General features: G+C 72.9%; 22 protein-coding genes. 6 read left to right on the forward strand and 16 right to left on the reverse strand.

The window, feature by feature from the left end; all coding sequences use genetic code 11:
- The first annotated feature begins 107 nt into the window (after positions 1-107).
- From SGLAU_RS25830 to mgt, 4 genes are all read left to right on the forward strand, one after another.
- Complete coding sequence (locus tag SGLAU_RS25830) at positions 108-1,043, forward strand: carbohydrate ABC transporter permease (RefSeq protein ID WP_043504883.1); 936 nt, start codon at positions 108-110, stop codon at positions 1,041-1,043.
- Positions 1,040-1,873, forward strand: a complete 834-nt coding sequence (locus SGLAU_RS25835) for a carbohydrate ABC transporter permease (protein WP_043504884.1) — start codon at positions 1,040-1,042, stop codon at positions 1,871-1,873. Before SGLAU_RS25830 ends, SGLAU_RS25835 begins: the two co-directional genes overlap by 4 nt.
- A complete protein-coding gene (locus SGLAU_RS25840) occupies positions 1,873-3,159 on the forward strand; it encodes an ABC transporter substrate-binding protein (RefSeq protein WP_043504885.1) in 1,287 nt (428 codons plus the stop codon). Before SGLAU_RS25835 ends, SGLAU_RS25840 begins: the two co-directional genes overlap by 1 nt.
- 184 nt (positions 3,160-3,343) lie before the next feature.
- Complete coding sequence (gene mgt / locus SGLAU_RS25845) at positions 3,344-4,555, forward strand: macrolide-inactivating glycosyltransferase (protein ID WP_052413889.1); 1,212 nt, start codon at positions 3,344-3,346, stop codon at positions 4,553-4,555.
- Positions 4,556-4,663: 108 nt separating this feature from the next.
- On the opposite strand, the gene SGLAU_RS25850 is transcribed toward mgt, so the two are convergent.
- Entirely contained in the window at positions 4,664-6,937 is a 2,274-nt protein-coding gene (locus SGLAU_RS25850; RefSeq protein WP_244315258.1) for an MMPL family transporter, read from the reverse strand.
- Positions 6,938-7,304: 367 nt separating this feature from the next.
- Here SGLAU_RS25850 and SGLAU_RS25855 point away from each other — a divergent pair, with 367 nt between their 5' ends.
- On the forward strand, positions 7,305-7,853 hold the full coding sequence (locus SGLAU_RS25855; RefSeq protein ID WP_043504886.1) for a DUF1697 domain-containing protein: 549 nt from the start codon (positions 7,305-7,307) through the stop codon (positions 7,851-7,853).
- Between the two features lie 77 nt (positions 7,854-7,930).
- The gene (locus SGLAU_RS25860) at positions 7,931-8,146 is read left to right on the forward strand and encodes a hypothetical protein (protein ID WP_043504887.1); all 216 of its coding nucleotides are present in this window, start codon (positions 7,931-7,933) and stop codon (positions 8,144-8,146) included.
- Positions 8,147-8,203: 57 nt separating this feature from the next.
- Here SGLAU_RS25860 and SGLAU_RS25865 read toward each other — a convergent pair whose 3' ends face one another.
- From SGLAU_RS25865 to SGLAU_RS25930, 15 genes are all read right to left on the reverse strand, one after another.
- Complete coding sequence (locus SGLAU_RS25865; protein WP_043504888.1) at positions 8,204-8,968, reverse strand: sirohydrochlorin chelatase; 765 nt, start codon at positions 8,966-8,968, stop codon at positions 8,204-8,206.
- A gap of 5 nt (positions 8,969-8,973) precedes the next feature.
- On the reverse strand, positions 8,974-9,885 hold the full coding sequence (locus SGLAU_RS25870; protein WP_043504889.1) for an ABC transporter permease: 912 nt from the start codon (positions 9,883-9,885) through the stop codon (positions 8,974-8,976).
- Complete coding sequence (locus SGLAU_RS25875; RefSeq protein ID WP_043504891.1) at positions 9,872-10,663, reverse strand: ABC transporter ATP-binding protein; 792 nt, start codon at positions 10,661-10,663, stop codon at positions 9,872-9,874. Before SGLAU_RS25875 ends, SGLAU_RS25870 begins: the two co-directional genes overlap by 14 nt.
- A 33-nt stretch (positions 10,664-10,696) precedes the next feature.
- Positions 10,697-11,800, reverse strand: coding sequence for an aliphatic sulfonate ABC transporter substrate-binding protein (locus SGLAU_RS25880; protein ID WP_043504892.1), 1,104 nt, complete (start codon positions 11,798-11,800; stop codon positions 10,697-10,699).
- A 146-nt stretch (positions 11,801-11,946) separates the two neighbouring features.
- Positions 11,947-13,281, reverse strand: coding sequence for a sulfate adenylyltransferase subunit 1 (locus SGLAU_RS25885; protein WP_043504893.1), 1,335 nt, complete (start codon positions 13,279-13,281; stop codon positions 11,947-11,949).
- Between the two features lie 2 nt (positions 13,282-13,283).
- Entirely contained in the window at positions 13,284-14,219 is a 936-nt protein-coding gene (gene cysD / locus SGLAU_RS25890) for a sulfate adenylyltransferase subunit CysD (protein ID WP_043504894.1), read from the reverse strand.
- On the reverse strand, positions 14,216-14,752 hold the full coding sequence (gene cysC / locus SGLAU_RS25895; protein WP_043507031.1) for an adenylyl-sulfate kinase: 537 nt from the start codon (positions 14,750-14,752) through the stop codon (positions 14,216-14,218). The genes cysD and cysC overlap by 4 nt, the downstream gene beginning before the upstream one ends.
- Before the next feature lie 23 nt (positions 14,753-14,775).
- The gene (locus SGLAU_RS25900; RefSeq protein ID WP_043504895.1) at positions 14,776-15,486 is read right to left on the reverse strand and encodes a phosphoadenylyl-sulfate reductase; all 711 of its coding nucleotides are present in this window, start codon (positions 15,484-15,486) and stop codon (positions 14,776-14,778) included.
- Positions 15,483-15,665, reverse strand: a complete 183-nt coding sequence (locus SGLAU_RS25905) for a hypothetical protein (protein ID WP_043504896.1) — start codon at positions 15,663-15,665, stop codon at positions 15,483-15,485. The genes SGLAU_RS25900 and SGLAU_RS25905 overlap by 4 nt, the downstream gene beginning before the upstream one ends.
- Positions 15,662-17,359, reverse strand: a complete 1,698-nt coding sequence (locus SGLAU_RS25910; protein ID WP_043504897.1) for a nitrite/sulfite reductase — start codon at positions 17,357-17,359, stop codon at positions 15,662-15,664. Before SGLAU_RS25910 ends, SGLAU_RS25905 begins: the two co-directional genes overlap by 4 nt.
- Positions 17,360-17,485: 126 nt before the next feature.
- Complete coding sequence (locus SGLAU_RS36990; protein WP_310887545.1) at positions 17,486-17,569, reverse strand: putative leader peptide; 84 nt, start codon at positions 17,567-17,569, stop codon at positions 17,486-17,488.
- 126 nt (positions 17,570-17,695) lie between these two features.
- Complete coding sequence (locus SGLAU_RS25915) at positions 17,696-18,268, reverse strand: GNAT family N-acetyltransferase (RefSeq protein ID WP_043504898.1); 573 nt, start codon at positions 18,266-18,268, stop codon at positions 17,696-17,698.
- Positions 18,269-18,284: 16 nt separating this feature from the next.
- A complete protein-coding gene (locus tag SGLAU_RS25920) occupies positions 18,285-19,448 on the reverse strand; it encodes a hypothetical protein (RefSeq protein WP_043504900.1) in 1,164 nt (387 codons plus the stop codon).
- A 177-nt stretch (positions 19,449-19,625) separates the two neighbouring features.
- Positions 19,626-20,948, reverse strand: coding sequence for a helix-turn-helix domain-containing protein (locus SGLAU_RS25925; protein WP_244315259.1), 1,323 nt, complete (start codon positions 20,946-20,948; stop codon positions 19,626-19,628).
- Between the two features lie 295 nt (positions 20,949-21,243).
- The gene (locus SGLAU_RS25930) at positions 21,244-22,878 is read right to left on the reverse strand and encodes an acyl-CoA dehydrogenase family protein (protein WP_043504901.1); all 1,635 of its coding nucleotides are present in this window, start codon (positions 22,876-22,878) and stop codon (positions 21,244-21,246) included.
- Positions 22,879-22,953 lie beyond the last annotated feature (75 nt).

The raw sequence follows: 22,953 nt of genomic DNA on the forward strand, positions 1-22,953 counted from the left end.
CAGGTGGGACCGTGTGCGCGGTGCCTTGACGGCGCATGACGCCTTCACGACCATGGCGGAGGCCCGCCGGGCCCAGGTCGTCACGACCCTGCGAAGGAGCCGATGACGTGACTGCGGTGACCGAGGCGAGGCACACGGCGAAAAGCCCGCCGGGCCGGGGCCGCCCGCGGCGGGGCGCCCGCCGCGGTGCCTGGTTCCTGGTGCTGCCCGCCCTTCTGCCGATCCTGGTGCTGAGTGTCGGACCGCTGCTCCACGGGGTGCTGCTCGCCTTCACGGACGCCCAGTCGGGCCGCACCGAACCCACCCGGTGGATCGGCGGGCTGAACTTCACCGACCTGGCCCGGGACACCCTGTTCTGGGAGTCGTTCCGCATCGGCCTGGTGTGGGCGGTCGGCGTGACCGTGCCGCAGTTCCTGCTGGCGCTCGGCCTCGCCCTGCTGCTGAACCAGGACCTGCGGCTGAGATGGCTCGCCCGGGCCCTCGCCATCGTCCCGTGGGCGATGCCCGAGGTGGTCGTCGGCATCATGTGGCGGCTGGTCTACAACCCGGACGCGGGCATCCTCAACGAGACCCTGCGCGACCTGGGCCTCGGTGACGGCCGCGACTGGCTCAGCGGGCTCGGCACCGCCCTGCCCGCGGTGATCGTCGTCGGTGTCTGGGCGGGGATGCCGCAGACCACGGTCGCCCTGCTCGCCGGCCTGCAGAACACCCCGCGCGAGCTGCACGAGGCGGCGGCCCTCGACGGCGCGGGTGCCTGGCGCCGCTTCCGCACCGTGACCTGGCCCGCCCTGCGCCCGGTCGCCCTCGCCATCACCGCCCTGAACTTCATCTGGAACGTCAACGCCTTCGCCCTGGTCTACGTGCTGACCAACGGCGGCCCCGGCGGGCGCACCCGGCTGCCCATGCTGTTCGCCTACGAAGAGGCCTTCCGCTACGGCCAGTTCGGGTACGCGGCGGCGATGGGCTGCGTCATGGTCGCGGTGATCTCGGTACTGCTCGCCCTCTTCCTGGCCGGGCGGCTCAAGGGAGGTGACGGGGCGTGAGAACCCGCACGAGCGCCCGCGTCGGGCAGTACGCGGCACTGCTCGCCTATCTGCTCTTCCTCGCCCTGCCCCTCCTCTGGCTGCTCTCCACGGCCTTCAAGCCGCCGCGCGAGCTGGGCAGCCTGCACCCGGCCTGGATCCCCGAGGACCCCACCCTGGCCAACTTCCGGCAGGCCTTCGAGGAGCAGCCGCTGCTGCGGGCGGCCCTCAACTCGCTGCTCGCCGCGGCCGGGGCGGCGGTGGTCGCGGTGCTGGTCGCCACCCCGATGGCCTACGTCATGGCCCGGCACCGCACCCGGCTGGCCCGGGCCGCGACCGGCTGGGTCGTGGTCAGCCAGGCGTTCCCGTTCGTCCTCGTGATCATCCCGCTGTTCCTGGTGCTGAAGAACCTGCGGCTGATCGATTCCCTGCCGGGCCTGGTCCTGGTGTACGTGGTGTGGGCGCTGCCGTTCGCGCTGTGGATGCTCGCCGGATACGTCCGGGCGGTGCCCACCGAGCTGGAGGAGGCCGCCGCGGTCGACGGCGCCGGACGACTGCGGACGCTGGTGTCGGTGACCGGCCCGCTGCTCGCGCCGGGCATCGTGGCGACCGCGCTGTTCGCGTTCGTCACCGCGTGGAACGAGTTCTTCTTCGCGCTGGTCCTGCTCAAGACGCCGGAGAAACAGACCCTGCCCGTGATCCTCACCCACTTCCTCGGCGCGGAGGGCGTCGCCGACCTCGGCCCGCTGGCCGCCGCCGCGTTCCTCGCCACCCTGCCGTCGCTGGTCGTCTTCGCGCTCATCCAGCGGCGGATCACGGGCGGCCTGCTGACCGGGGCGGTGAAGAGCTGATGCGCACCAGGCCCACGGCCGTGCTCCTCGCGGCCCTCATGCTCCTCGCGGGCTGCTCCGGCGGTGGGGACGACGGGGGCGGGGACGGCCGGGTCACCCTGCGCTTCCAGTCGCTCGCCTGGCAACAGGAGTCCGTGGAGGCCACGAAGGACCTGGTGGCCGAGTGGAACGCCGGCCACCCGGACATCCGCGTCGAGTACGTCCAGGGGAGCTGGGACAGCGTCCACGACCAGCTCCTCACCTCCTTCGAGGGCGGCGAGGCACCCGACGTCATCCACGACGCCTCCGACGACCTCGCGGACTTCGCCTACGGCGGCTACCTCGCCGACCTCACCGGCCTGCTGCCCGAGCGGCTGAAGTCGGACATCCCGCCGCGCACCTGGGAGACGGTGACCTTCGGGGACGGCATCTACGGGGTGCCCTTCCTCCAGGAGCCCAGGGTGCTGATCGCCAACAGGACCTGGCTGGAGGAGGCGGGCGTGCGCATCCCCACGCCCGACGACCCGTGGAGCTGGGCGGAGTTCCGCGCCGTCACCCGGCGGCTGTCCGGGGACGGGAGGTACGGGGTGGCCTGGCCGCTGAAGGACCCCGTCTCCGCCACCCTCAACCTGTCGCTGTCGGCGGGAGGCCGGCTGTTCCACCGGGGCCCGGACGGCAAGGTCACCGTACGCTTCCGGGCGGCCGACGCGGTCGTGCCGCGCACGGTCCACGACCAGGTCGGCACCGACCGCAGCGCCTCGCCCACCACCCTGGGCAGCGGCGGCTCGGACACCCTGCCCGGCTTCTTCGGCGGCCGGTACGCGATGGTCCCGCTCGGTTTCTCCTACCGCCAGCAGATCGTCCAGCAGGCCCCCGAGGGCTTCGACTGGCAGGTGCTGCCCGCCCCGGCCGGCGCCGGCGGCCTCGCCCAGGGGGTCAGCCCGCAGACGCTGTCCATCGCCGAGGACAGCCCGCACAAGCGGGAGGCCGCCGCGTTCCTCGCCTTCCTGCTCCGGCCGGAGAACATGGTGCGGCTCGCACTCGGCGACTGGATGCTGCCCACCGGCACCGAGGCGCTGGAGGACCCGGCGCTGCACACCGCCGAACACGGCTGGGCCACGGGCACCGCCCTCGCCGGCCGTCTCCGCTCGGCGCCCGCCCAGTCGGTGCGGGGCTATCCGGAGTGGAAGGACAAGGTGGCGACACCGGCGTTCCAGGAGTACTACAGCGGCGCGATCGGCCTGGACGAGCTGCGCCGGCGCCTGGAGGGCGACGGCAACCTGGTGCTGGCGCGCTACCAGCGCTAGGGCGTCCCGAGGCCGTCCCGGGAGGGGTTGCGCGGGGCGGCGGGAGCCGGTGGGACCGGGGCCCCGCGGGCGGTTGCGCGCACGCCTCGCTCCGCCGGGCCCGCCCCGGCCGCGGCGCACGCGGTGCCGACGGCCCCGTAAAGCTGTTGCACGAGACGTATCGTCTCGTCTAGTCTCCGGTGTCATGACCACCACCCCCGCCCACATCGCCATGTTCTCCATCGCCGCCCACGGCCACGTGAACCCCAGCCTGGAGGTGATCCGGGAACTGGTCGCGCGCGGGCACCGAGTGACGTACGCGATCCCGCCCGTCTTCACGGACAAGGTCGCCGCGACCGGCGCCGAGGTGAAGCCGTGGCACTCCACCCTGCCCTCGCCCGACGCCGACCCCGGAGCCTGGGGGAGCACCCTCCTGGACAACGTGGAGCCGTTCCTCGACGACGCCGTCCAGGCCCTGCCCCAGCTCGCGGCCGCCTACGCGGGCGACGAACCCGACCTCGTGCTGCACGACACCGCCTCCTACCCGGCCCGGGTCCTCGCCCACCGCTGGGGGGTCCCCGCGATCTCGCTGGCGCCCCACATGGTCGCCTGGGAGGGGTACGAGGAGGAGGTCCTCGCCCCGATGTGGGAGGAGCCGAAGAAGACCGAGCGCGGCAAGGCGTACTACGCCCGCTTCCGGGCCTGGCTGGAGGAGAACGGGATCGACCAGCACCCCGACGACTTCGCCGGCCGGCCCGCCCGTTCGCTCGTCCTCATCCCGAAGGCGCTCCAGTGGAACGCCGACCGGGTCGACGAGACCGTGTACACCTTCGTCGGCGCCTGCCAGGGCGACCGCGGCACCGAGGGCGACTGGCAGCGCCCCGCCGGGGCCGACAAGGTCGTCCTGGTCTCGCTGGGCTCGGCCTTCACCAAGCAGCCGGAGTTCTACCGCAACTGCGTGCGGGCCTTCGGCGATCTGCCGGGCTGGCACCTGGTGCTGCAGATCGGCAAGCACGTCGACCCGGCCGAGCTGGGCGACGTACCGCCCGGCGTCGAAGTGCACAAGTGGGTCCCGCAGTTGGCCATCCTCAAGCAGGCCGACCTGTTCGTCACGCACGCCGGGGCGGGCGGCAGCCAGGAAGGGCTGGCCACGGCCACCCCGATGATCGCCGTACCGCAGGCCGCCGACCAGTTCGGCAACGCCGACGTGCTGCAGGGCCTCGGCGTCGCCCGGCACCTGTCCACCGAGGAGGCCACCCCCGACGCCCTGCGCACGGCCGCACTCGCCCTCGTCGACGATCCCGAGGTCGCCCGCCGGCTGACGGAGATCCAGGCCGGGATGGCCCAGGAGGGCGGCACCCGCCGCGCCGCCGATCTCATCGAGGCCGAACTGCCCGCCCGGCGGCGCCAGCCGTAGGTCTCAGGCGGACGCCACGGAGCCCGGGCGGGCTCGGGACGGGAGCGGACCAGGGGCGAGGGGGCGCGGGGGTGAACCCGGGGCGAGGGAGCGGGCGCGGGGCGGCGCTCAGACCTTCAGCGGTTCGCCCTCGCCGTCGCGCGCCGGCCGCGCGACGGCCGTCTCCGGTGCCTCGTCATGGGTGAGGTCCGGCAGCCGGTGCAGCCACCGCGGCAGATACCAGTTGCGCTCGCCCAGCAGCGCCATCACCGCGGGCAGCAGCACACCGCGGATGATCGTCGCGTCGATCAGCACCGCCGCCGCCAGACCGACGCCCATCTGCTTCATGGACTGCATGGACAGCGTGCCGAAGATCGCGAAGACGGCGACCATGATGACCGCGGCACTGGTCACCACCCCGGCGGTGGTGACCACCCCGTGGCTGATCGCGTCCTTCGTGGTCCGGCCGCGCAGCCGTGCCTCGCGGATCCGCGAGACCACGAACACGTGGTAGTCCATCGACAGGCCGAACAGGATCACGAACAGGAACAGCGGCAGCCAGCTGACGATCGCGCCGACACCCTCCGCGCCCACCAGCGAGGCGCCCCAGCCGTGCTGGAAGACGGTGACCAGGATGCCGTAGGCGGCACCCACCGACAGCAGGTTCAGCACGATCGAGGTGACCGCGACGGTCAGCGACCGGAACGACAGCAGCATCAGCAGGAAGGCGAACACCACCACGAAGACGAAGACCGGCACGACCGAGCCGACGAGCTGGTCGTTGAAGTCCTTGGATCCCGCGACCTGCCCGGTGATCGGCGCCTCCACACCGTCGACCCTGCCCAGCGTGGCCGGCCGGACCTCGTCGCGCAGCGTGTCCAGGCTCTCGCCCGCCTTCTCCAGGTCGGAACCGCCGACCAGCGGGACGGACACGAGGGCGATGTTCCGCTCGTCGTGCAGCCTGATCGCGACCGGGCCGCGGGACGCACCCGAACTCACCGCCCGCGCACGGAAGTCGGCGAGCGCCTCGCGCACCTCGGGCGCGTTGATGTCGGCCGCCCTGACGACCACCTGGGCCGGTTCCGAACCGCCCGGGAACGCCTCGTTGACCCGGTTGTACGTCTGCACGATCGGCAGCGAGTCGCCGAACTCCTGGTCCAGGGTGAGGTTCTGCGTCTTCATCCCGGCCGCCGGGGCCGCGATCGCCAGCAGCGCACCGGCCGCCACCAGCACCGACAGCACGGGCCGGGCGAGCACACCCTTCAGTACGGCGCTCCAGAACCGGCTTTCCCCGCCCCCGCCGTGGCCCCGGCGCGACAGGAAGGGGATGCGGCCCTTGTCCACCCGCTCGCCCAGCAGCGACAGCAGGGCCGGCAGCACGGTCACCGAACCGACCATCGCCACCGCCACCACGATCAGCGACGCCAGGCCCATCGCCTCGAACTCGGCGAGACCGGTGAACAGCATGCCCGCCATCGCCACGCACACCGTGACACCGGAGACGACGATCGCGCGGCCACTGGTGGCCGCGGCGATCCGCAGGGCCGTCCGCGCGTCGCGCCCGGCGGCCCGCTCCTCACGCTCGCGGCGCAGGTAGAACAGGCAGTAGTCGACCCCGACGGCCATGCCGACCAGCAGCATCACCGAGTTGGCCACGTCGCTCATCGGGACCAGGTGGCTGACCAGGCCCATCAGACCCATCGTCGCCATGATCGCGGTGATCGCCAGGAGCACCGGCAGCACGGCCGCCACCAGCGCGCCGAAGGCGATCAGCAGGATGCCGAGGGCCACCGGGACGGCGGAGTACTCGGCCTTCTCGAAGTCGTCGCCGAACGCGTCGTCGAACGTCTTCATCATGCTCGCGCCGCCGATCTCCTCGATCCGCAGCGCCCCGTGGTCCCGCTGGACCTCCGCGACGGCCTCCAGCACCGGCTCCACCCGCTCGCCCGCGGTCTCCGCGTCGCCGCGCATGTCGAACCGGACCAGCGCGCTGCGGCCGTCCGCCGAGATCGTGTCCGTGTCGTACGGCGAACCGACGTCGGTGACCCGGCCGGTCGCGTCCACCGCCCGCACGACGGCGTCGACGGCGGCGCGGAATTCCGGGTCGGTCGCCTTCAGCCGGCCGTCCTTCGACTGGATCAGTACCGTCTCACCGGCCGGCTCCTCGATCCCCGCGTCCTCGATGATCTTCGCCGCGGTGTGCGTCTCGCCCTTGAGCTGGTCGCTGTCCTTGACGTCGACCCGGCCCGCCGCCGAGCCGAGCCCCATCGCCACGACGACGAACAGCACCCAGACGCCGACCGCCGCCCAGCGGTGCCGGGCGCTCCAGCTCCCGGCCCGGGCGGCGAACCCCCGCACCCGTGTGTCCCCGTTTCTCCTGCCGCTCCCCATGACGGTCCCCATCCCGGGCTGCCCTCCTGAGCGGTGGCAGCCCCCTGCCGCCACCTTCCGTCCCGACGCTATGGGCGAGAAACGGCCATCTCGTCGTGCTGCCCGGTGAAGCCCGGAGCGCCCCGTTACTCCCCTCGGCCTCCCGGACCTCGCCCCCGAGGAGGACACCGGCCCCTTACACCTATCGGGACATCCCCGATACGTCCCGCGAGAGCGCGTCGGGGTGGTGGATCACGCGACTTCCTCGAACACGTTACAAAGGCGTGCAGCGGTTGATCGGCGGCCGGTCCGTCCGCCGGAGTCTCGCGCAGGCCCCGCCCCCCGGCGGCGCTCGTCGTGCCCGCCCCCACGGGGCACGACGACCGCCTAGGGTGGCGGGGTGACGACGTATGCGGCGCTGCTGCGGGGAATCAACGTGGGCGGCAGCAAGAAGATCCCGATGGCCGATCTGCGCGCCCTGCTGGAGAGCCTCGGCCACGACGGCGTCCGCACCCATCTCCAGAGCGGCCAGGCCGTGTTCGCCGCGGGACACGGCGACGAGGACACCCTGGCCGCCGAACTGTCCCGGGCGATCGAGAAGCGGTTCGGCTTCCCCGTGGACGTCATCGTGCGCGACCACGCCTACCTGAAGCGCGTCGCCGACGCCTGCCCGTTCCCCGCCGCCGACCTGGAGCCCCGGCAGCTCCACGTCACCTACTTCTCGGCCCCCGTCGACGAGGAGCGCTTCGCCGGCATCGACCGGGCCGCCCACCTCCCCGAGGAGTTCCGGCTCGGCGACCGCGCCCTCTACCTGTACGCCCCGGACGGCCTCGGCCGCTCCAGGCTCGCCGACGTCCTCTCCCGGCCCCGGCTGACCGCCGGCCTCGTCGCCACCACCCGCAACTGGAACACCGTGCTGAAACTGGTCGAACTGACCGCTCCCCGGTGACGGAACCGCACCGCCCGCCCGTTCGTCCTCCCAGACGAAGGCAGTACCCGCGCACGACGCGACGGAAGCGAGGGGCCATGAGCACGGACGACCCGAAGCTGCGGACGACCCTGGCCGACGGACGGCGGCTGACCCTGTCGCTCCCGCCGACGGACGCGCCCTGGGCATCGGGCGGTGTCGCGGGCCTGCGCCCGGTCCCGCCCACCCACACCGGCCGCGGTGACGAGCCCCAGCCGCTGCCCTCCCGGCCTCCGCTGCCGCTGGAGATCGCCGTGCTCGGCTTCGGCATATGAGGGCGGGCCCGGTCCCGGACGGCCGCGGCGCCTGAGAACCGGACGGTCCCCGCAGCGCTACGCGCCGACCGCCGCGAGCACCGGCGCACCCGCCGCGTCGTACCGCTCCAGCAGCAGCCGCGCCACCTCGGGCGCGGGACCCAGCACGTCGGCGAGGACGTCCGCCGCGGCGGCGCCGCGGGCGATGCGGTCCGGGAGGAAACCGGGCGCCAGGACGTACGGGGCGACGGCCACCCGGGCACAGCCCAGGGCGCGCAGCTCACGCACCGCGTCCTCCGTGCGCGGGAACCCCGCGGGAGAGCCGGCGGAGGCGAACGCAGGCCGCACGGCGCACCAACCGGTGTGCCGCCACTCCCGCGCGATTTCTGCGATCACTGCGATCGCCTCCGGGTCGGTGGACCCCGCCGAGGCCAGCACGACCCCGGTCGAGGACTTGTCGGCGGGCGTCAGACCCGCCTCGTACAGCCGCCGTTCCAGGGCGGTGAGCAGCAGCGGCGACGGACCGAGCACGTCCGCCTGCCGGATCCGCAGCCGGGCCGGCGCCTCGCGGAGCACCGCGGGGATGTCCGCCTTGGCGTGGAAGGCGCGGGTCAGCAGCAGCGGCAGGGCGACCACCTCGCGCACGCCCTGCGCCGCCAGGGACTCCAGCACCCCCTGCACGGACGGCAGGTTGAAGTCGAGGAAGCCGGTCTCCACCCGCAGTCCCGGCCGCTCGGCGCGCACCCGCTCCACGAGCGCGTGCACGGTCGCGGCGTGCCGCGGGTCACGGCTGCCGTGGGCGACGACCACGAGAACGGGGCGCACGGAACGTACCGGCTTCATGGGAGTCAGCCCTTCACCAGCAGACCGCGGCCGCGCAGCACCCGCCGCTCCAGCGGACTGAAGATCAGCAGGTCGATCGCGATACCGACGACCAGGATGAGCAGGATGGCGAGGAACACCATCGACATGGAGCTGGTGTTGCGGCCGTTCTCCAGGAGCTGGCCGAGGCCCACGCCGAGGTCGGGGGAGGAGGCGATGATCTCGGCGGCCATCAGCGACCGCCAGGAGAACGCCCAGCCCTGCTTGAGCCCCGCGAGGTAGCCGGGCAGCGCGGCCGGCATGACGATGTGCCAGGTGCCCCTCAGCCCGGCCGCGCCCAGGGTGCGGCCCGCCCGCAGATACAGCGGCGGCACCTGGTCCACGCCCGACACCAGGCCGTTGGCGATGGACGGGACCGCGCCGAGCAGGATCACCGCGTACATCATCGAGTTGTTCAGACCCAGCCAGATCACCGCCGGCGGCACCCACGCGACGGAGGGCAGGGACTGCAGCCCGGACAGGATCGGACCGATCGCCGCCCGCACGAACTTCACCCGGGCCACGAGCAGGCCCAGCGGGGTGCCGATGGCGAGCGCCAGCAGGAAGCCGAGCAGTCCGCGCGAGACGGAGGTCCAGATGTAGTCGAGCAGGGTGCCCTGGAGCCAGGCGGTGCGCACCTCGCCCCACACGTCGGCGGGAGCGGGCAGCTTGGTCGCGTCGTCGACGATCCCGAAGGAGACCAGCGCCTGCCAGATCACCAGCACCAGGGCGACGGCGGTGACGGGCGGCAGCACCTTCTCCACGAGGGTGGTCCGCAGCGGGGTGCGGCCGGACTCCACCGTCTCCAGGGCGTCGAGGCCCGCCTCCAGTCCGGCCAGGTCGCCGGCGTCCTTCCCGGGCTTGCCGGGCGCGTCGACGGACGTGTCAGTGCTGGCCATGGCGGCGGATCTCCCCACGCAGTTCTTCGGTGATCTCCCGGGACAGCTCGGCGACCTCGCTGTCCTCGATGCGGCGCGGCTGCGGGATGCCCACGGTCCACTGGCGGGCGATGCGGCCGGGACGGGAGGACAGCAGCACCACGCGCTGGGCCAGCCGGACCGCCTCGCGCACGTTGTGCGTCACGAACAGCACCGACAGGCCGGTCTCGCGCCAGATGCGGGTCAGTTCGTCGTGCAGCACGTCACGAGTGATGGCGTCGAGCGCCGCGAACGGCTCGTCCATCAGCAGCAGCCTGCTGTCCTGGGCGAGGGCCCGCGCCATGGCGACGCGCTGGCGCATGCCGCCGGACAGCTCGTGCACCCGCTTGCCGTGCGCGCCCTTCAGCCGGACCAGTTCGAGGAGTTCCTCGGCCCGTTCGCGGCGTTCGTTCTTGGCGACGCCGCGCAGCTTCAGGGCCAGCTCGACGTTCTTGCCCGCGGTCAGCCACGGGAACAGGGCGTGCTCCTGGAACATCAGGGCGGGGCGGCCGTCGGTCGTGATCGACCCGGCGGACGGCCGGTCCAGGCCGGCCACCAGGTTGAGCAGCGTCGACTTGCCGCAGCCGGAGGCGCCCAGGAGGGTGACGAACTCGCCGGGCGCGACATCGAGGGTGATGTCGTCCAGCACGAGCTGCTGCCCGGCCGGGCCCGGGAACGACTTCGAGACGTGCTCGATCCGGGCGGCGTGCGCGACCGGCGTCTCGGTACCGTCGGCGGCCTTGGCGAGGGTCGTGGCCATGGTCGTCACCTCCTGCAAGATCTCGGATTTCGGTTACCGGGCGCCGAGCCCGGCGTCGTCGACGGTGGCGCCGCCCTCGGCCGCGAGGACCTTGTTGAGGAGCGTGAGGTCGTAGATGCCCGACAGGTCGGGCTCCTCCAGCAGGCCGGCCCGCACCGCGTGCCCGGCCTGGGCTTCGAGGGTGGCGGCCAGCGGGTCGTCGAGGAAGGTGATGGACTTCCAGGCCGGGTCGATGACCTCGGCGGGCAGCGGCTTGCCGGTGTCGGCCGCCAGCCGCTCGTTCGCGGCCCGCTTCGCCTCGTCCGGGTGGGCGTTGATCCACGCGTTGGTCTCGACCGACGCCCGCAGCACCGCCTCGACGGCCTTCGGGTGGTTCTCCAGGAACTCCCGGGACACGATGATGTTGGTGATCACGAACTTCTCGTCCGGCCACAGACCGGCCTCGTCGAGCAGCACCTTCGCGCCCTCGGCGACCAGCTTGGACGCGGTCGGCTCCGGAACCCACGCCCCGTCGATCGAACCGGACTTGTAGGCGTCCGGGGCGATCTTGTTGTCGGTGCGGACGACGGACACGTCCCCCTTGCCGCTCTGCGGGTCGACCTTCCAGCCCTGCTCCGCCGCCCAGTTGAGGAACGCCACGTCCTGGGTGTTGCCGAGCTGCGGAGTGCCGATCCGCTTGCCCTTGACGTCCTTCAGCGACTTGATCTTCTGCGGGTTCACCACCAGCTTCACGCCACCGGAGGCCGAACCCCCGATGATCCGCAGGTTCTCGCCGCCCGACTTCACATAGCCGTTGATCGCCGGGGACGGGCCGATCCAGCCGATGTCGATCGACTTCGAGTTCAGCGCCTCGATCTCCGACGGGCCCGCGTTGAACGTCGCGTACTTCACCTCGGTGCCGCCCAGCTCCTTCTGGAAGAAGCCCTTCTCCCGGCCGACCAGGGCGGTGGCGTGGGTCAGGTTCCCGAAGTAGCCGATGCGGACCGAGTCGAGACCGTCGGTCTTCCGCGCGCCCGCGGCGACCTGGACGTCGTCGAGGTCCTTCGCCTGGGAGCCGTAGCCGCAGGCGGCGAGCGCGAGCAGCGGCAGCACGGCGATCACCGCGAGGACGCGGCGCAGGGCGGGGGTGGCAGGCACGGAGGTGTTCCTCTCGCAGGGCCCGGCGGTCACGGTCCGTTCAGCGCGTGGCCGGGGGGTCGGCGGGTTCTCGGCGGCGGCGGGCGAGGGCCGCGGAGGTCACCGCGGACATCGCCGTTCGCCGCCGGAGTCGGGACGGTTCACGCTCAGAAGTCCCACCCGTCGTCCTCGGCCGCGTCCTTGACGGGCTCCGGAGAGGCGAACGACTCGCCGACCATCCCGGCGGTGAGGGTGGTGCCGTCGTTCGGGTCGATCAGGATGAACGAGCCGGTGCGGCGCGAGTCGGCGTAGGAGTCGAGCGGCAGCGGCTCGGCGGTACGGAGCTTCACCCGGCCGATGTCGTTGGCGACGAGCCGGCCCGGGTGCGGGTGCAGGGACAGGTCGTCCAGCGTCAGCCGGGACGGGATGTCCTTCACGATCGCCTTCACCGTGCGGGTGCCGTGCTTGAGCAGCACCCGGTGGCCGACCGTGAGCGGCGCGTCGGCCACGTGGCAGACGGTCGCCTCGACGTCCTGGGTGGTCGGCGGGGCGTCCTCGCTCGGCACGATCAGGTCGCCGCGTGAGATGTCGATGTCGTCCGCGAGCAGCAGCGTCACCGACTGCGGCGTCCAGGCCACGTCGACCGGCTCGCCGAGCAGGTCGATGCCGGTGACCGTGGTGGTGCGGCCCGACGGCAGGACGGTCACCTGCTCGCCGACGCGGAAGGTGCCCGCCGCGATCTGCCCGGCGTAGCCGCGGTAGTCGGGGTGGTCGGCGGTCTGCGGCCGGATCACGTACTGCACGGGCAGCCGCGCGTGGCAGTGCGCCAGGTCGTGGCTGACCGGGACCGTCTCCAGGTGCTCGAGGACCGTCGGGCCGCCGTACCAGTCCATGCTCGCGGACGGCTCCACGACGTTGTCGCCGACGAGCGCCGAGATCGGGATCGCGGTGACCTCCGGGACGCCCAGCTCGGTGGCGTACGCGGTGAACTCCTCGGCGATCGCCGCGAACACCTTCTCGTCGTAGCCGACGAGGTCCATCTTGTTGACGGCGAGGACGGCGTGCGGCACCCGCAGCAGCGCGGCGATGGCGGCGTGCCGGCGGGTCTGCTCGACCACGCCGTTGCGGGCGTCGACGAGGATCACCGTCAGCTCGGCCGTGGACGCACCCGTGACCATGTTCCGCGTGTACTGCACGTGGCCGGGGGTGTCGGCGAGGATGAACCGGCGCCGGGGCGTGGCGAAGTAACGGTAGGCCACGTCGATGGTGATGCCCTGCTCCCGCTCGGCGCGCAGGCCGTCGGTCAGCAGCGCGAGGTCGGGTGCCTCCTGGCCGCGGCTGCGCGAGGCCTGCTCGACGGCCTCCAGCTGGTCGGTGAGGACCGCCTTGGAGTCGTGCAGCAGCCGTCCGACGAGGGTGGACTTGCCGTCGTCGACGGAGCCCGCGGTGGCGAACCGCAGCAGGGTGGTGGCCGAGAGTTCCTCGGTCGTGGTCGTGGTCATGCTTAGAAGTACCCCTCGCGCTTGCGGTCTTCCATCGCGGCCTCGGACAGCTTGTCGTCGGCGCGGGTCGCGCCGCGCTCGGTCAGCCGCGAGGCGGCGATCTCGGCGATCACGGCGTCCAGCGTGGTGGCGTCGGAGTCGACGGCACCCGTGCAGGACATGTCTCCGACGGTCCGGTAGCGGATGAGCCGCTTCTCGACGGTCTCGCCGTCCTTCGGCCCGCCCCACTCGCCGGCGGTCAGCCACATGCCGTTGCGCAGGAACACCTCGCGCTCGTGGGCGAAGTAGATCTCCGGCAGTTCGATGCCCTCGCGGGCGATGTACTGCCACACGTCCAGCTCGGTCCAGTTGGACAGCGGGAAGACGCGGACGTGTTCGCCGGGCGCGTGGCGGCCGTTGTACAGGTTCCACAGCTCCGGGCGCTGGCGGCGCGGGTCCCACTGGGAGAACTCGTCGCGCAGGGAGAACACCCGCTCCTTGGCGCGGGCCTTCTCCTCGTCGCGGCGCCCGCCGCCGAACACGGCGTCGAACTTCTCGCTCTGGATCTTCTCCGTCAGCGGCAGCGTCTGGAGCGGGTTGCGCGTGCCGTCCGGGCGCTCCTTGAGCACCCCGCGGTCGATGTAGTCCTGCACGGAGGCGACGTGCAGCCGCAGGTTGTGCCGGGCGACCGCGCGGTCCCGGTACTCGATGACCTCGGGGAAGTTGTGCCCGGTGTCCACGTGCAGCAGGGAGAACGGCACCGGCGCGGGCGTGAACGCCTTCAGCGCCAGGTGCAGCATGACGATGGAGTCCTTGCCGCCGGAGAACAGGATCACCGGCCGCTCGAACTCACCCGCCACCTCGCGGAAGATGTGGACGGCCTCGGACTCCAGCGCGTCCAGGTGCGAGAGGGCGTACGGCGTGCCGGTGCCCTCCTCGATCGTGGCGACGGTCGTCATGCCAGTCCCCTTTCAGTGAGCAGCGCGTACACCGACGCCGCGGACTCCTGCACGGTCTGGTTCTGGGACTCGATCCGCAGATCGGGCGACTCCGGCTCCTCGTACGGGTCGTCGACGCCGGTCAGCCCGGTCAGCTCGCCCGCCGCCTGCTTGGCGTACAGGCCCTTCACGTCGCGCACGGAGCACACCTCGACGGGCGTGGCCACGTGCACCTCGACGTACGGTGTCGCGTTGGCCTGGTGCCGCTTGCGCACCGCGTCCCGGCTGTCGGCGTACGGCGCGATCACCGGGACGAGGACGAGCACGCCGTTGCGGGCGAGCAGTTCGGCGACGAAGCCGATGCGCTGCACATTGGTGTGCCGGTCCTCGCGGCCGAAGCCGAGGCCCGCCGAGATGAACTCGCGGATCTCGTCGCCGTCGAGCACCTCCACCCGGCGGCCCTCCTCGCGCAGCCGGCCGGCCAGCTCGTACGCGATGGTGGTCTTGCCGGCGCTCGGCAGGCCCGTGAGCCAGACGGTGGCTCCGGTCGTCACGTCGGTCTCCTGAATCGTCGTCGTCATCCGTGCAGTCCGCACTCGGTCTTGGCGCGGCCCGCCCAGCGGCCGGCGCGCGCGTCCTCGCCCTGGAGGACGCGGCGGGTGCAGGGGGCGCAGCCGATGGAGGCGTAGCCGTCCGTCAGCAGGGGGTTGGTGAGGACGCCGTGCTCGGCGACATAGGCGTCCACGTCGTCCTGGGTCCAGCGGGCGATGGGGGAGACCTTCACCTTGCGGCGCTTCTCGTCCCAGCCGACCACGGGGGTGCCGGCCCGGGTCGGGGACTCGTCGCGGCGCAGGCCCGTAGCCCAGGCCGCGTAGTCCTTCAGGCCCTCCTCCAGCGGCTGCACCTTGCGGAGCCTGCAGCACAGGTCGGGGTCCCGGTCGTGCAGCTTCGGGCCGTACTGGGCGTCCTGTTCGGCGACCGTCTGGCGCGGGGTGAGCGTGATGACGTTGACGTCCATCACGGCCTCGACCGCGTCCCGGGTGCCGATGGTCTCCTCGAAGTGGTAGCCGGTGTCGAGGAACACGACGTCGACGCCGGGCATCACCCGGGAGGCCAGGTGGGCGACCACCGCGTCCTCCATCGAGGAGGTGACGCAGAACCGCTTGCCGAAGGTGTCGGCCGCCCACCGGAGGATCTCCAGCGCGGAGGCGTCCTCCAGGTCGCGGCCCGCCTGCTCGGCGAGCGCCCTCAGCTCGTCGTCCGTCCGGGGCTTGTGAGCCGTCGTCATATCCCGTCCCCTCCCGTGGTGTCCCGCCGAACCCCGCGGGCCAGCAGCCCCAGGAACTTCAGCCGGAAAGCGCGATTGCAGGCCGCGCACTCCCAGGCGCCGTGACCTTCCTCCTCGCTCGGGCGGAGGTCCTCGTCGCCGCAGTACGGGCAGTAGAAGGGCGCCGCGCGCTCGCTCACGACAGCGCCTCCTCGGAGGCCCGGGCCGCCCAGGCGGCGAACCGCTCGCCCTCCTCGCGCTCCGCCTGGAAGCGCTTGAGGACCCGCTCGATGTAGTCGGGCAGCTCCTCGGAGGTCACCTTCAGGCCGCGCACCTTGCGCCCGAAGCCGGCCTCCAGGCCGAGCGCGCCGCCCAGGTGCACCTGGTAGCCCTCGACCTGCTCGCCCCGGTCGTTCAGGACCAGCTGGCCCTTGAGACCGATGTCCGCCACCTGGATACGCGCGCAGGCGTTCGGGCAGCCGTTGAGGTTGATGGTGATCGGCTCGTCGAACTCGGGGAGCCGGCGCTCCAGCTCGTCGATGAGCGAGGAGCCGCGCTGCTTGGTCTCGACGATGGCGAGCTTGCAGAACTCGATGCCGGTGCAGGCCATGGTGCCGCGCCGGAACGAGGACGGCCGGGCCGTGAGGTCCAGCGCCTCCAGACCGTCGACGAGCGAGTCGACCCGGTCCTGCTCGACGTCGAGGACGATCATCTTCTGCTCGACGGTGGTGCGCACCCGGCCGGAGCCGTGCGCCTCCGCGAGGTCGGCGATCTTCGTCAGGGTGGCGCCGTCGACCCGGCCGACGCGCGGCGCGAAGCCGACGTAGAAGCGGCCGTCCTTCTGGCGGTGCACGCCGATGTGGTCGCGCCACTGCCGGGAGGGCTGGTCCGGGGCGGGCCCGTCGGTGAGCTTGCGCTTCAGGTACTCGTCCTCCAGCACCTGGCGGAACTTCTCCGCGCCCCAGTCGGCGACCAGGAACTTCAGGCGGGCGCGGTTGCGCAGCCGCCGGTAGCCGTAGTCGCGGAAGATCGAGATGACGCCCTCGTAGACGTCGGGGACCTCGTCGATCGGCACCCAGGCGCCGAGCCGCACGCCGAGCTTGGGGTTGGTGGACAGGCCGCCGCCCACCCACACGTCGAAGCCGGGGCCGTGCTCGGGGTGGCGGACGCCGACGAAGGCCACGTCGTTGATCTCGTGCACCACGTCCAGCAGCGGGGAGCCGGAGATCGCGGTCTTGAACTTGCGGGGGAGGTTGGAGTACGCCGGGTTGTTCAGGACCCGGCGCTTCATCTCCTCGAGCGCCGGGGTGGCGTCGATGATCTCGTCCTCGGCGATGCCGGCGACGGGCGAGCCGACCATCACGCGCGGGGTGTCGCCGCACGCGGTGACCGTGGACAGGCCCACGGCCTCCAGGCGCTCCCAGATCGCGGGCACGTCCTCGATCCTGATCCAGTGGTACTGGACGTTCTGCCGGTCGGTGATGTCGGCGGTGCCGCGGGCGAACTCCTGCGAGATCTCGCCGATGACGCGCAACTGCCGGGTGGTGAGCGCTCCGCCGTCGATGCGCACGCGCAGCATGAAGTACTCGTCGTCCAGCTCCTCCGGCTCCAGGACCGCGGTCTTGCCGCCGTCGATCCCGGGCTTGCGCTGGGTGTACAGACCCCACCAGCGCATCCGGCCGCGCAGGTCGTTGGGGTCGATCGAGTCGAAACCGCGCTTGGAGTAGATCGTCTCAATGCGTGTCCGCACATTGAGACCGTCGTCGTCCTTCTTGAACTGCTCGTTGCCGTTGAGCGGGGTGAAGTGCCCCGCGGCCCACTGACCCTCACCGCGGTGACGGCTCACCTTGCGGCGGGGAGTCGCGGCGGCAGGGTTCTGCGGGGTGGCGGCCATGGTTGATACGTCCTTCGGGACAGGCGGAATGCGGCTCTGACCTGCGCGTATGGGCATTTTGGGGCATACGTGCGCACCGTCGCGCAAGGGCAGACAGAAGAGGGGGAACCGGGAGCTGGCGAGCTGTCAGCGGGCCGGACAGATGGCGCTGGACATGCGGCCGAGGTCGACGTGGCGTCGACTCACCAAGGCAATTCCAGTTCCAGGCATGACGGAAGCGTGGCATGGCGATCTGGACACAGTCCAGCTTCGTCCGAGATGTGGACACCCCTGTCTCGCAGAGCAAGACAGGGGTGGTGTCGGTCACATTGGCCGCAGGAGCCTTGTACCACCAGGTCAGGCAGGGTATGCACCCGGCCACGGGCCGGGCGTGGCGATCTCCGGTTCCTCCTCGACCCGGGTGTCGAAGAGCTTGAAGCCCCGGCGCAGGTAATTGTCCATCGCGAAGGCGCCGTCCTTGCTGCACGTGTGCAGCCACACCCGCTTCGTCGGCGTCCGCTCCGGCCAGCGGTCGGCCAGGTCCCAGGCTCGCGCGGTGCCGTACGACAGCAGGTACCCGCCGATCCGGCGGCCCCGGAAGGCCGGGAGCAGCCCGAAGTAGACGATCTCCACCGCCCCGTCGTCCTGCGGGTCGAGCTGGACGTAACCGGCGGGCGTGCCCCGGTCGTAGGCCACCCAGGTCTCCGCGCCCGGGCGCCGCAGTTCCTCCTCCCACTGGGCGTACGTCCAGCCGAGCCGGTCGGTCCAGCGGATGTCCCCGCCCACCGCGGTGTAGAGGAAGCGGCTGAACTCGGGGGAGGGCACCTCGGCGCGGACGACCCGGATGCCGCCCTCGGGCTCGGCGGCCGGGAGCAGGTCCGTCGGCGAGGTCTGCTCCAGCGACCAGGTGGTCACGGGGATGTTCGTCATACGGTCAGGGAATCATCTATTCCAGGGCGCTGTCGACGACGTCCAGCCCCAGCGAGAACAGCATGCGCCCCGACTGCGACCACACCTGCCCGGTCCGCGCCCCGTGGGAGAGCGACCCGGCCGGGCCGCTCCAGCACTGGTACGTCCCGTCCGGCCCGCACTGCGCCGCCGCGGCGCCGTCGCCGTCCAGCCGCACCAGGGTCCCGTGCCCGTCGAAGGCGCCCGCCCCCCGTGCCAGGTACCAGCGGGACCGGTGGGCGAGCACGCCGTGCACCTCCGCCGCCTCGGTCTCGTAGGCCTCGACCGGCTGGGGGTCCACGAGCCCGGCGCCCGGGCCGGACGGGGCGCTGCCGAGGGAGTAGCGCCACAGGCGGGCCGGCCGGTCGGCGTCCGCCGGCACCGCCTCGCCCACCGCGAGGCTGTCCGGGACGGTGGAGCGGTCCAGGGACAGGGCGCCGATCCGGGCCCCGCCGGCGAGCCGGTACGCGGCCACCGCGGACAGGGTGAAGCCGGTGCCGTCCCGCCGTATGCGGTCCATGTCGTAGACGTACAGCGTCCGGCCGTCGTCCCCGGTCGCCAGCAGCTTGTCCTGATACCAGACCAGCCCGGACAGCGGCGAGCGCAGCGGCCGCACGGAACGCCCGCCGTCCGCGGGAACGACCGGCAGCACCCAGGCGTACGTCATGCGCTCGGCGTCCACCACGGCGATCCGGGCCCGGCCGCGCGCGTCGCTCCACCCCGACAGCAGCACCCGGTGCCCGCCCCAGCGCCCGTCGTGGACGGCGTCCCAGGAGCCGGTGACCGCCCCGGCCCGGGCCCCGCCCGTGTCGCCCTCGTCCCAGCACCAGGCGCGGCCGGCCGCCGGGGTCACGGGCAGCGCGGCGCGCTCGGCGGCGGCGCAGTCGGCGGCGGGGCGCAGGGCGTGGCCGGCGCTCGCGACGACGTCGGCGACCCGCACGGCCGGGACCGGGGAAGCCGGGTAGGCCTCGTGGTGCAGCCGCAGCTCCCGGAGCGCGGTCGCCGACGTGAGCGGCTTCAGCGGCCCCGGCCGGGCGCTGTCCGTCGCCTGGGAGGCGCTGATCATGGTGGCGGCGGCGGTGAGCGCGAGCGCGGTCCCGGCCAGGGTGGCGCGCAGCGCCCGGCCCCGCTTGCGCCTGCGATGACGGCCGCGATGCTTCATGAGTCCTCCCGGGGAACCAACTGCGCCGTGTGGTCCGTACGTTGAGCATGGCGCGGCTGGGGTGGCCCGTAGGGGATGCTACGGCAGGGACCCCCGGGCGCGGACGAAGACCCCGCAATTCCCACCCGGCAGGGGGCCCGCCGCCTGCGCCGGTTCCCCGGTCGCCGCATCGTGGGGTCAGCGCGCCGGGGCCGTGACCCGCGCCCGGGCGACGGCCGGGGCGGTGGAGTGCGGCAGCAGGTCACGGGGGTCGCGGGGCCGCAGCACGGTCACGTCGACGTCCTCGCAGAAACGATAAGGCCGGTGCTCCAGGAATCCCCCGAGGTACCGCCGCACCCGCGACAGCTCGGCCCGCACGGTCACCGTGCGCGCCGCGTCGCCGAACACGTCCTCGGCCAGCTCCGCCGCACTGCGCCCGGCCCGGTGCACGGCCAGCAGGTACAGCAGTTCGGCGTGCCGGGGACTCAGCTCGTGCGTCCACGACCCCAGGCTGCCGGACACCGTCACCGTCCACCGGCGCGGCCGCGTCACGTCCAGCTCGACGCGGGTGAAGGCGTCCCGCGGCAGCGGCTCGTCCCCGGCCACCCGCACCAGCCAGCCGCCCTCCAGCGGCTCCACCGCGCACATGCCCAGCGCCGGAAACGGGCGGCGGCCCGCCGACAGCGACGCGGGCAGCGCGATCCGGCTGGTGTAGGGCATCCCCGTCACCGCCGCCGTCCAGCCCTCCCGGTCCACCACCAGCGCCCGCCCGCCCAGCCGGGCCAGCGCCGGGGCCGCCACCGCGCGCAGTCGCTCCAGGGCCGTCACATGCCGCTCGCGCAGCCGGGCCTCGGCGAGCTTGGCCACCGAGTCCACCCAGGCCAGGGTGGCCGGATGCATGGTCTCCAGCGGGCCGCTGACGTCCACCACCCCGATCAGCCGCCCGTCACGGGGATCGGTGATCGGCGCCCCGGCACACGTCCAGGTGGTGTGCGAGCGCACGAAGTGCTCGGCCGCGAACACCTGCACGGGCCGCCGCACCACGGCCGGAGTGCCCACCCCGTTGGTGCCCACCGTGGTCTCCCGCCAGTCCGCGCCCAGCAGGAACCCCAGCGCGTCCGCCTTGCGCAGCACCGCCGCGCTGCCCTCCCGCCACAGCACCCGCCCGTCCGCGTCGGCGACCACCATGATGTGGTGCGCGGCGTCCGCCGCCTTCACCAGGCCCTCCCGCAGCACCGGCAGCACATGCCGCAGCGGGGACTCAGCACGCCGCCGCCGGACCTCCTCCGCGGTGAGCAGCCCCGACCGGAAATCGTGCTCGGGATCCACCCCGCTGCGCAGCATGCGTCCCCAGGACTCGCCGATCACCGGCCGGGGCGCGAGCGGCGCGCGCTGTCCGGACAGGGCGGCGTCGCGCACCTCGCTGAGCACCCGCGCCGCCCGCGCCGCGTCCGAGGCGGCGAGCCGCGTCACCGCGTCGGTGGCGGCGAGCCGCGTCGCGTGCAACGGCCAGTTCGCCACAGTGGTCCTCCGGGGGAATCGACTCTCGGGCAACCGGTGTCAAACCCTCGGGCCGTCGGTTTCCGGTCGCGGGTCCATGGGTGGTCCCATACTGCCGCTCACGGGGGACGGAGGGGCACAGTCCGGTCACCGGCACCCGATGAGTTGCAACCCCTTGCAACCCTGGTGAACCCGTATACGGTGGTTGAAACTTGAGCGACGTCGCCCGTGCGGCGCTCGTGGCCTCAGCGGGCCGAAAGCGGCGGGGGTGGTGCCGTGTCGGCGCGGCACCACCCCCGCTGACCTCGACGAACGCTCAGTCGATGGGCCGCGCCCGAGTCACGATCGCGCCCAGGTCCAGGGTGTGCGGCAGCGTCCCGAACGACGCACCCCCGTCCCCGCCCAGCCGGGCGGCGCAGAACGCGTCGGCCACCTCCGGCGGGGCGAACCGCACCAGCAGCGAACCCTGCAGCACCAGCGCCAGCCGCTCCACCACGCGCCGGGCGCGCGCCTCCACGCCCTCCAGATCGGCCAGCTCGGTGAGCAGCCCTTTGATCGCCGTGTCCAGCCGGTGATCGGCGCCCCGCGCCAGGCCGACCTCCGTCAGCGTGGCGTTCAGCGCGGCCGGCTCCCGCCGCAGCACCCGCAGCACGTCCAGCGCCTGGATGTTCCCCGCGCCCTCCCAGATCGAGTTCAGCGGCGACTCGCGCACCAGCCGGGGCAGCCCGGACTCCTCCACGTACCCGTTGCCGCCCAGGCACTCGGCGGCCTCCACCGCCACCGCCGGGCAGCGCTTGGTCACCCAGTACTTGGCGGCGGGCACCGCGAGCCGCAGGAAGGCGCGCTCCTGCTCGCCCCCGTCGTCCCAGGCGGCCGCCAGCCGCAGCGCCAGCGTGGTCGCCGCCTCCGACTCCAGCGCCAGATCGGCCAGAACGTTGCGCATCAGCGGCCGGTCGGCCAGCTTCCCGCCGAACGCCTCCCGGTGCGCGCAGTGGTGGACCGCCTGCGCCACCGCCTGCCGCATCAGCCCCGCCGAGCCGAGCACACAGTCCAGCCGGGTCGCCGCGACCATCTCGATGATCGTCCGCACCCCCCGGCCCTCCTCGCCGACCCGGCGCGCCCACGTCCCGTCGAACTCCACCTCCGCGGACGCGTTCGACCGGTTGCCCAGCTTGTCCTTCAGCCGCTGGAGGAGGAAGACGTTCCGCGAGCCGTCCGGCAGCACCCGCGGCACCAGGAAGCAGGTCAGCCCCTCGGGGGCCTGCGCCAGCACCAGGAACCCGTCCGACATCGGCGCCGAGCAGAACCACTTGTGCCCGGTCAGCTCGTACGTGCCGTCCTCCGCCAGCGGCGCCGCCACCGTCGTGTTGGCGCGGACGTCGCTGCCGCCCTGCTTCTCGGTCATCCCCATGCCGAACAGCACCCCGGCCTTGCGCGCCGCGGGCCGCAGCTCACGGTCGTACACCGTGGACGTCAGCCGGGGCTCCCACTCCGCCGCCAGGGCCGGGTCGGCGCGCAGCGCGGGCACCGCCGCGTGCGTCATCGACAGCGGACAGCCGTTGCCCGCCTCGACCTGCGTCCACACCAGGAAGGCCGCGGCCCGCCGCACATGCCCGCCGGACCGCGTCCAGGCCGCGGTCAGCCCCGCCGACACGCCCTTGCCGAGCAGCCGGTGCCAGGCCGGATGGAACTCGACCTCGTCGATCCGGTTGCCGTACCGGTCGTGGGTGCGCAGCCGCGGCGGGTGCTCGTTCGCGAGCACCCCCCACTCCTGCACCTGCGCCGACCCGGAGGTCCGGCCGAGCCCGGACAGCTCCGAGCGCGCCTCGTCGAGCAGCTCCGGGGCCAGGTGCCGTTCGACCGCCGCCACCAGCGCCCGGTCGGCGGCGTAGACGTCGTAGCCGGACAGCGGCGGGGCCTGGTTGGTCACGGTGTGGGTGCGACGTGCCATGACGGGAACGTACCCCGCGGTACGAGCCCGGTCACCCGCGGATCCGGCCCCGCACGGCCGGCCCGTCCCACCAGG

This window comes from Streptomyces glaucescens, from assembly GCF_000761215.1.
GTDB classification, from domain to species: domain Bacteria; phylum Actinomycetota; class Actinomycetes; order Streptomycetales; family Streptomycetaceae; genus Streptomyces; species Streptomyces glaucescens_B.

Excerpts from the sequence above, each read along its gene's own strand:
- SGLAU_RS25850 (WP_244315258.1), bottom strand. The coding sequence starts at position 6,937 with ATGGGGACCGTCATGGGGAGCGGCAGGAGAAACGGGGACACACGGGTG.
- mgt (WP_052413889.1), top strand. The coding sequence starts at position 3,344 with ATGACCACCACCCCCGCCCACATCGCCATGTTCTCCATCGCCGCCCAC.
- SGLAU_RS25875 (WP_043504891.1), bottom strand. The coding sequence starts at position 10,663 with ATGGCCACGACCCTCGCCAAGGCCGCCGACGGTACCGAGACGCCGGTC.
- SGLAU_RS25885 (WP_043504893.1), bottom strand. The coding sequence starts at position 13,281 with ATGACCACGACCACGACCGAGGAACTCTCGGCCACCACCCTGCTGCGG.
- SGLAU_RS25910 (WP_043504897.1), bottom strand. The coding sequence starts at position 17,359 with ATGGCCGCCACCCCGCAGAACCCTGCCGCCGCGACTCCCCGCCGCAAG.
- SGLAU_RS25920 (WP_043504900.1), bottom strand. The coding sequence starts at position 19,448 with ATGAAGCATCGCGGCCGTCATCGCAGGCGCAAGCGGGGCCGGGCGCTG.
- SGLAU_RS25915 (WP_043504898.1), bottom strand. The coding sequence starts at position 18,268 with ATGACGAACATCCCCGTGACCACCTGGTCGCTGGAGCAGACCTCGCCG.
- SGLAU_RS25840 (WP_043504885.1), top strand. The coding sequence starts at position 1,873 with ATGCGCACCAGGCCCACGGCCGTGCTCCTCGCGGCCCTCATGCTCCTC.
- SGLAU_RS25865 (WP_043504888.1), bottom strand. The coding sequence starts at position 8,968 with ATGAAGCCGGTACGTTCCGTGCGCCCCGTTCTCGTGGTCGTCGCCCAC.
- SGLAU_RS25900 (WP_043504895.1), bottom strand. The coding sequence starts at position 15,486 with ATGACGACGGCTCACAAGCCCCGGACGGACGACGAGCTGAGGGCGCTC.
- cysD (WP_043504894.1), bottom strand. The coding sequence starts at position 14,219 with ATGACGACCGTCGCCACGATCGAGGAGGGCACCGGCACGCCGTACGCC.
- SGLAU_RS25930 (WP_043504901.1), bottom strand. The coding sequence starts at position 22,878 with ATGGCACGTCGCACCCACACCGTGACCAACCAGGCCCCGCCGCTGTCC.
- SGLAU_RS25860 (WP_043504887.1), top strand. The coding sequence starts at position 7,931 with ATGAGCACGGACGACCCGAAGCTGCGGACGACCCTGGCCGACGGACGG.
- SGLAU_RS25870 (WP_043504889.1), bottom strand. The coding sequence starts at position 9,885 with ATGGCCAGCACTGACACGTCCGTCGACGCGCCCGGCAAGCCCGGGAAG.
- SGLAU_RS36990 (WP_310887545.1), bottom strand. The coding sequence starts at position 17,569 with ATGCCTGGAACTGGAATTGCCTTGGTGAGTCGACGCCACGTCGACCTC.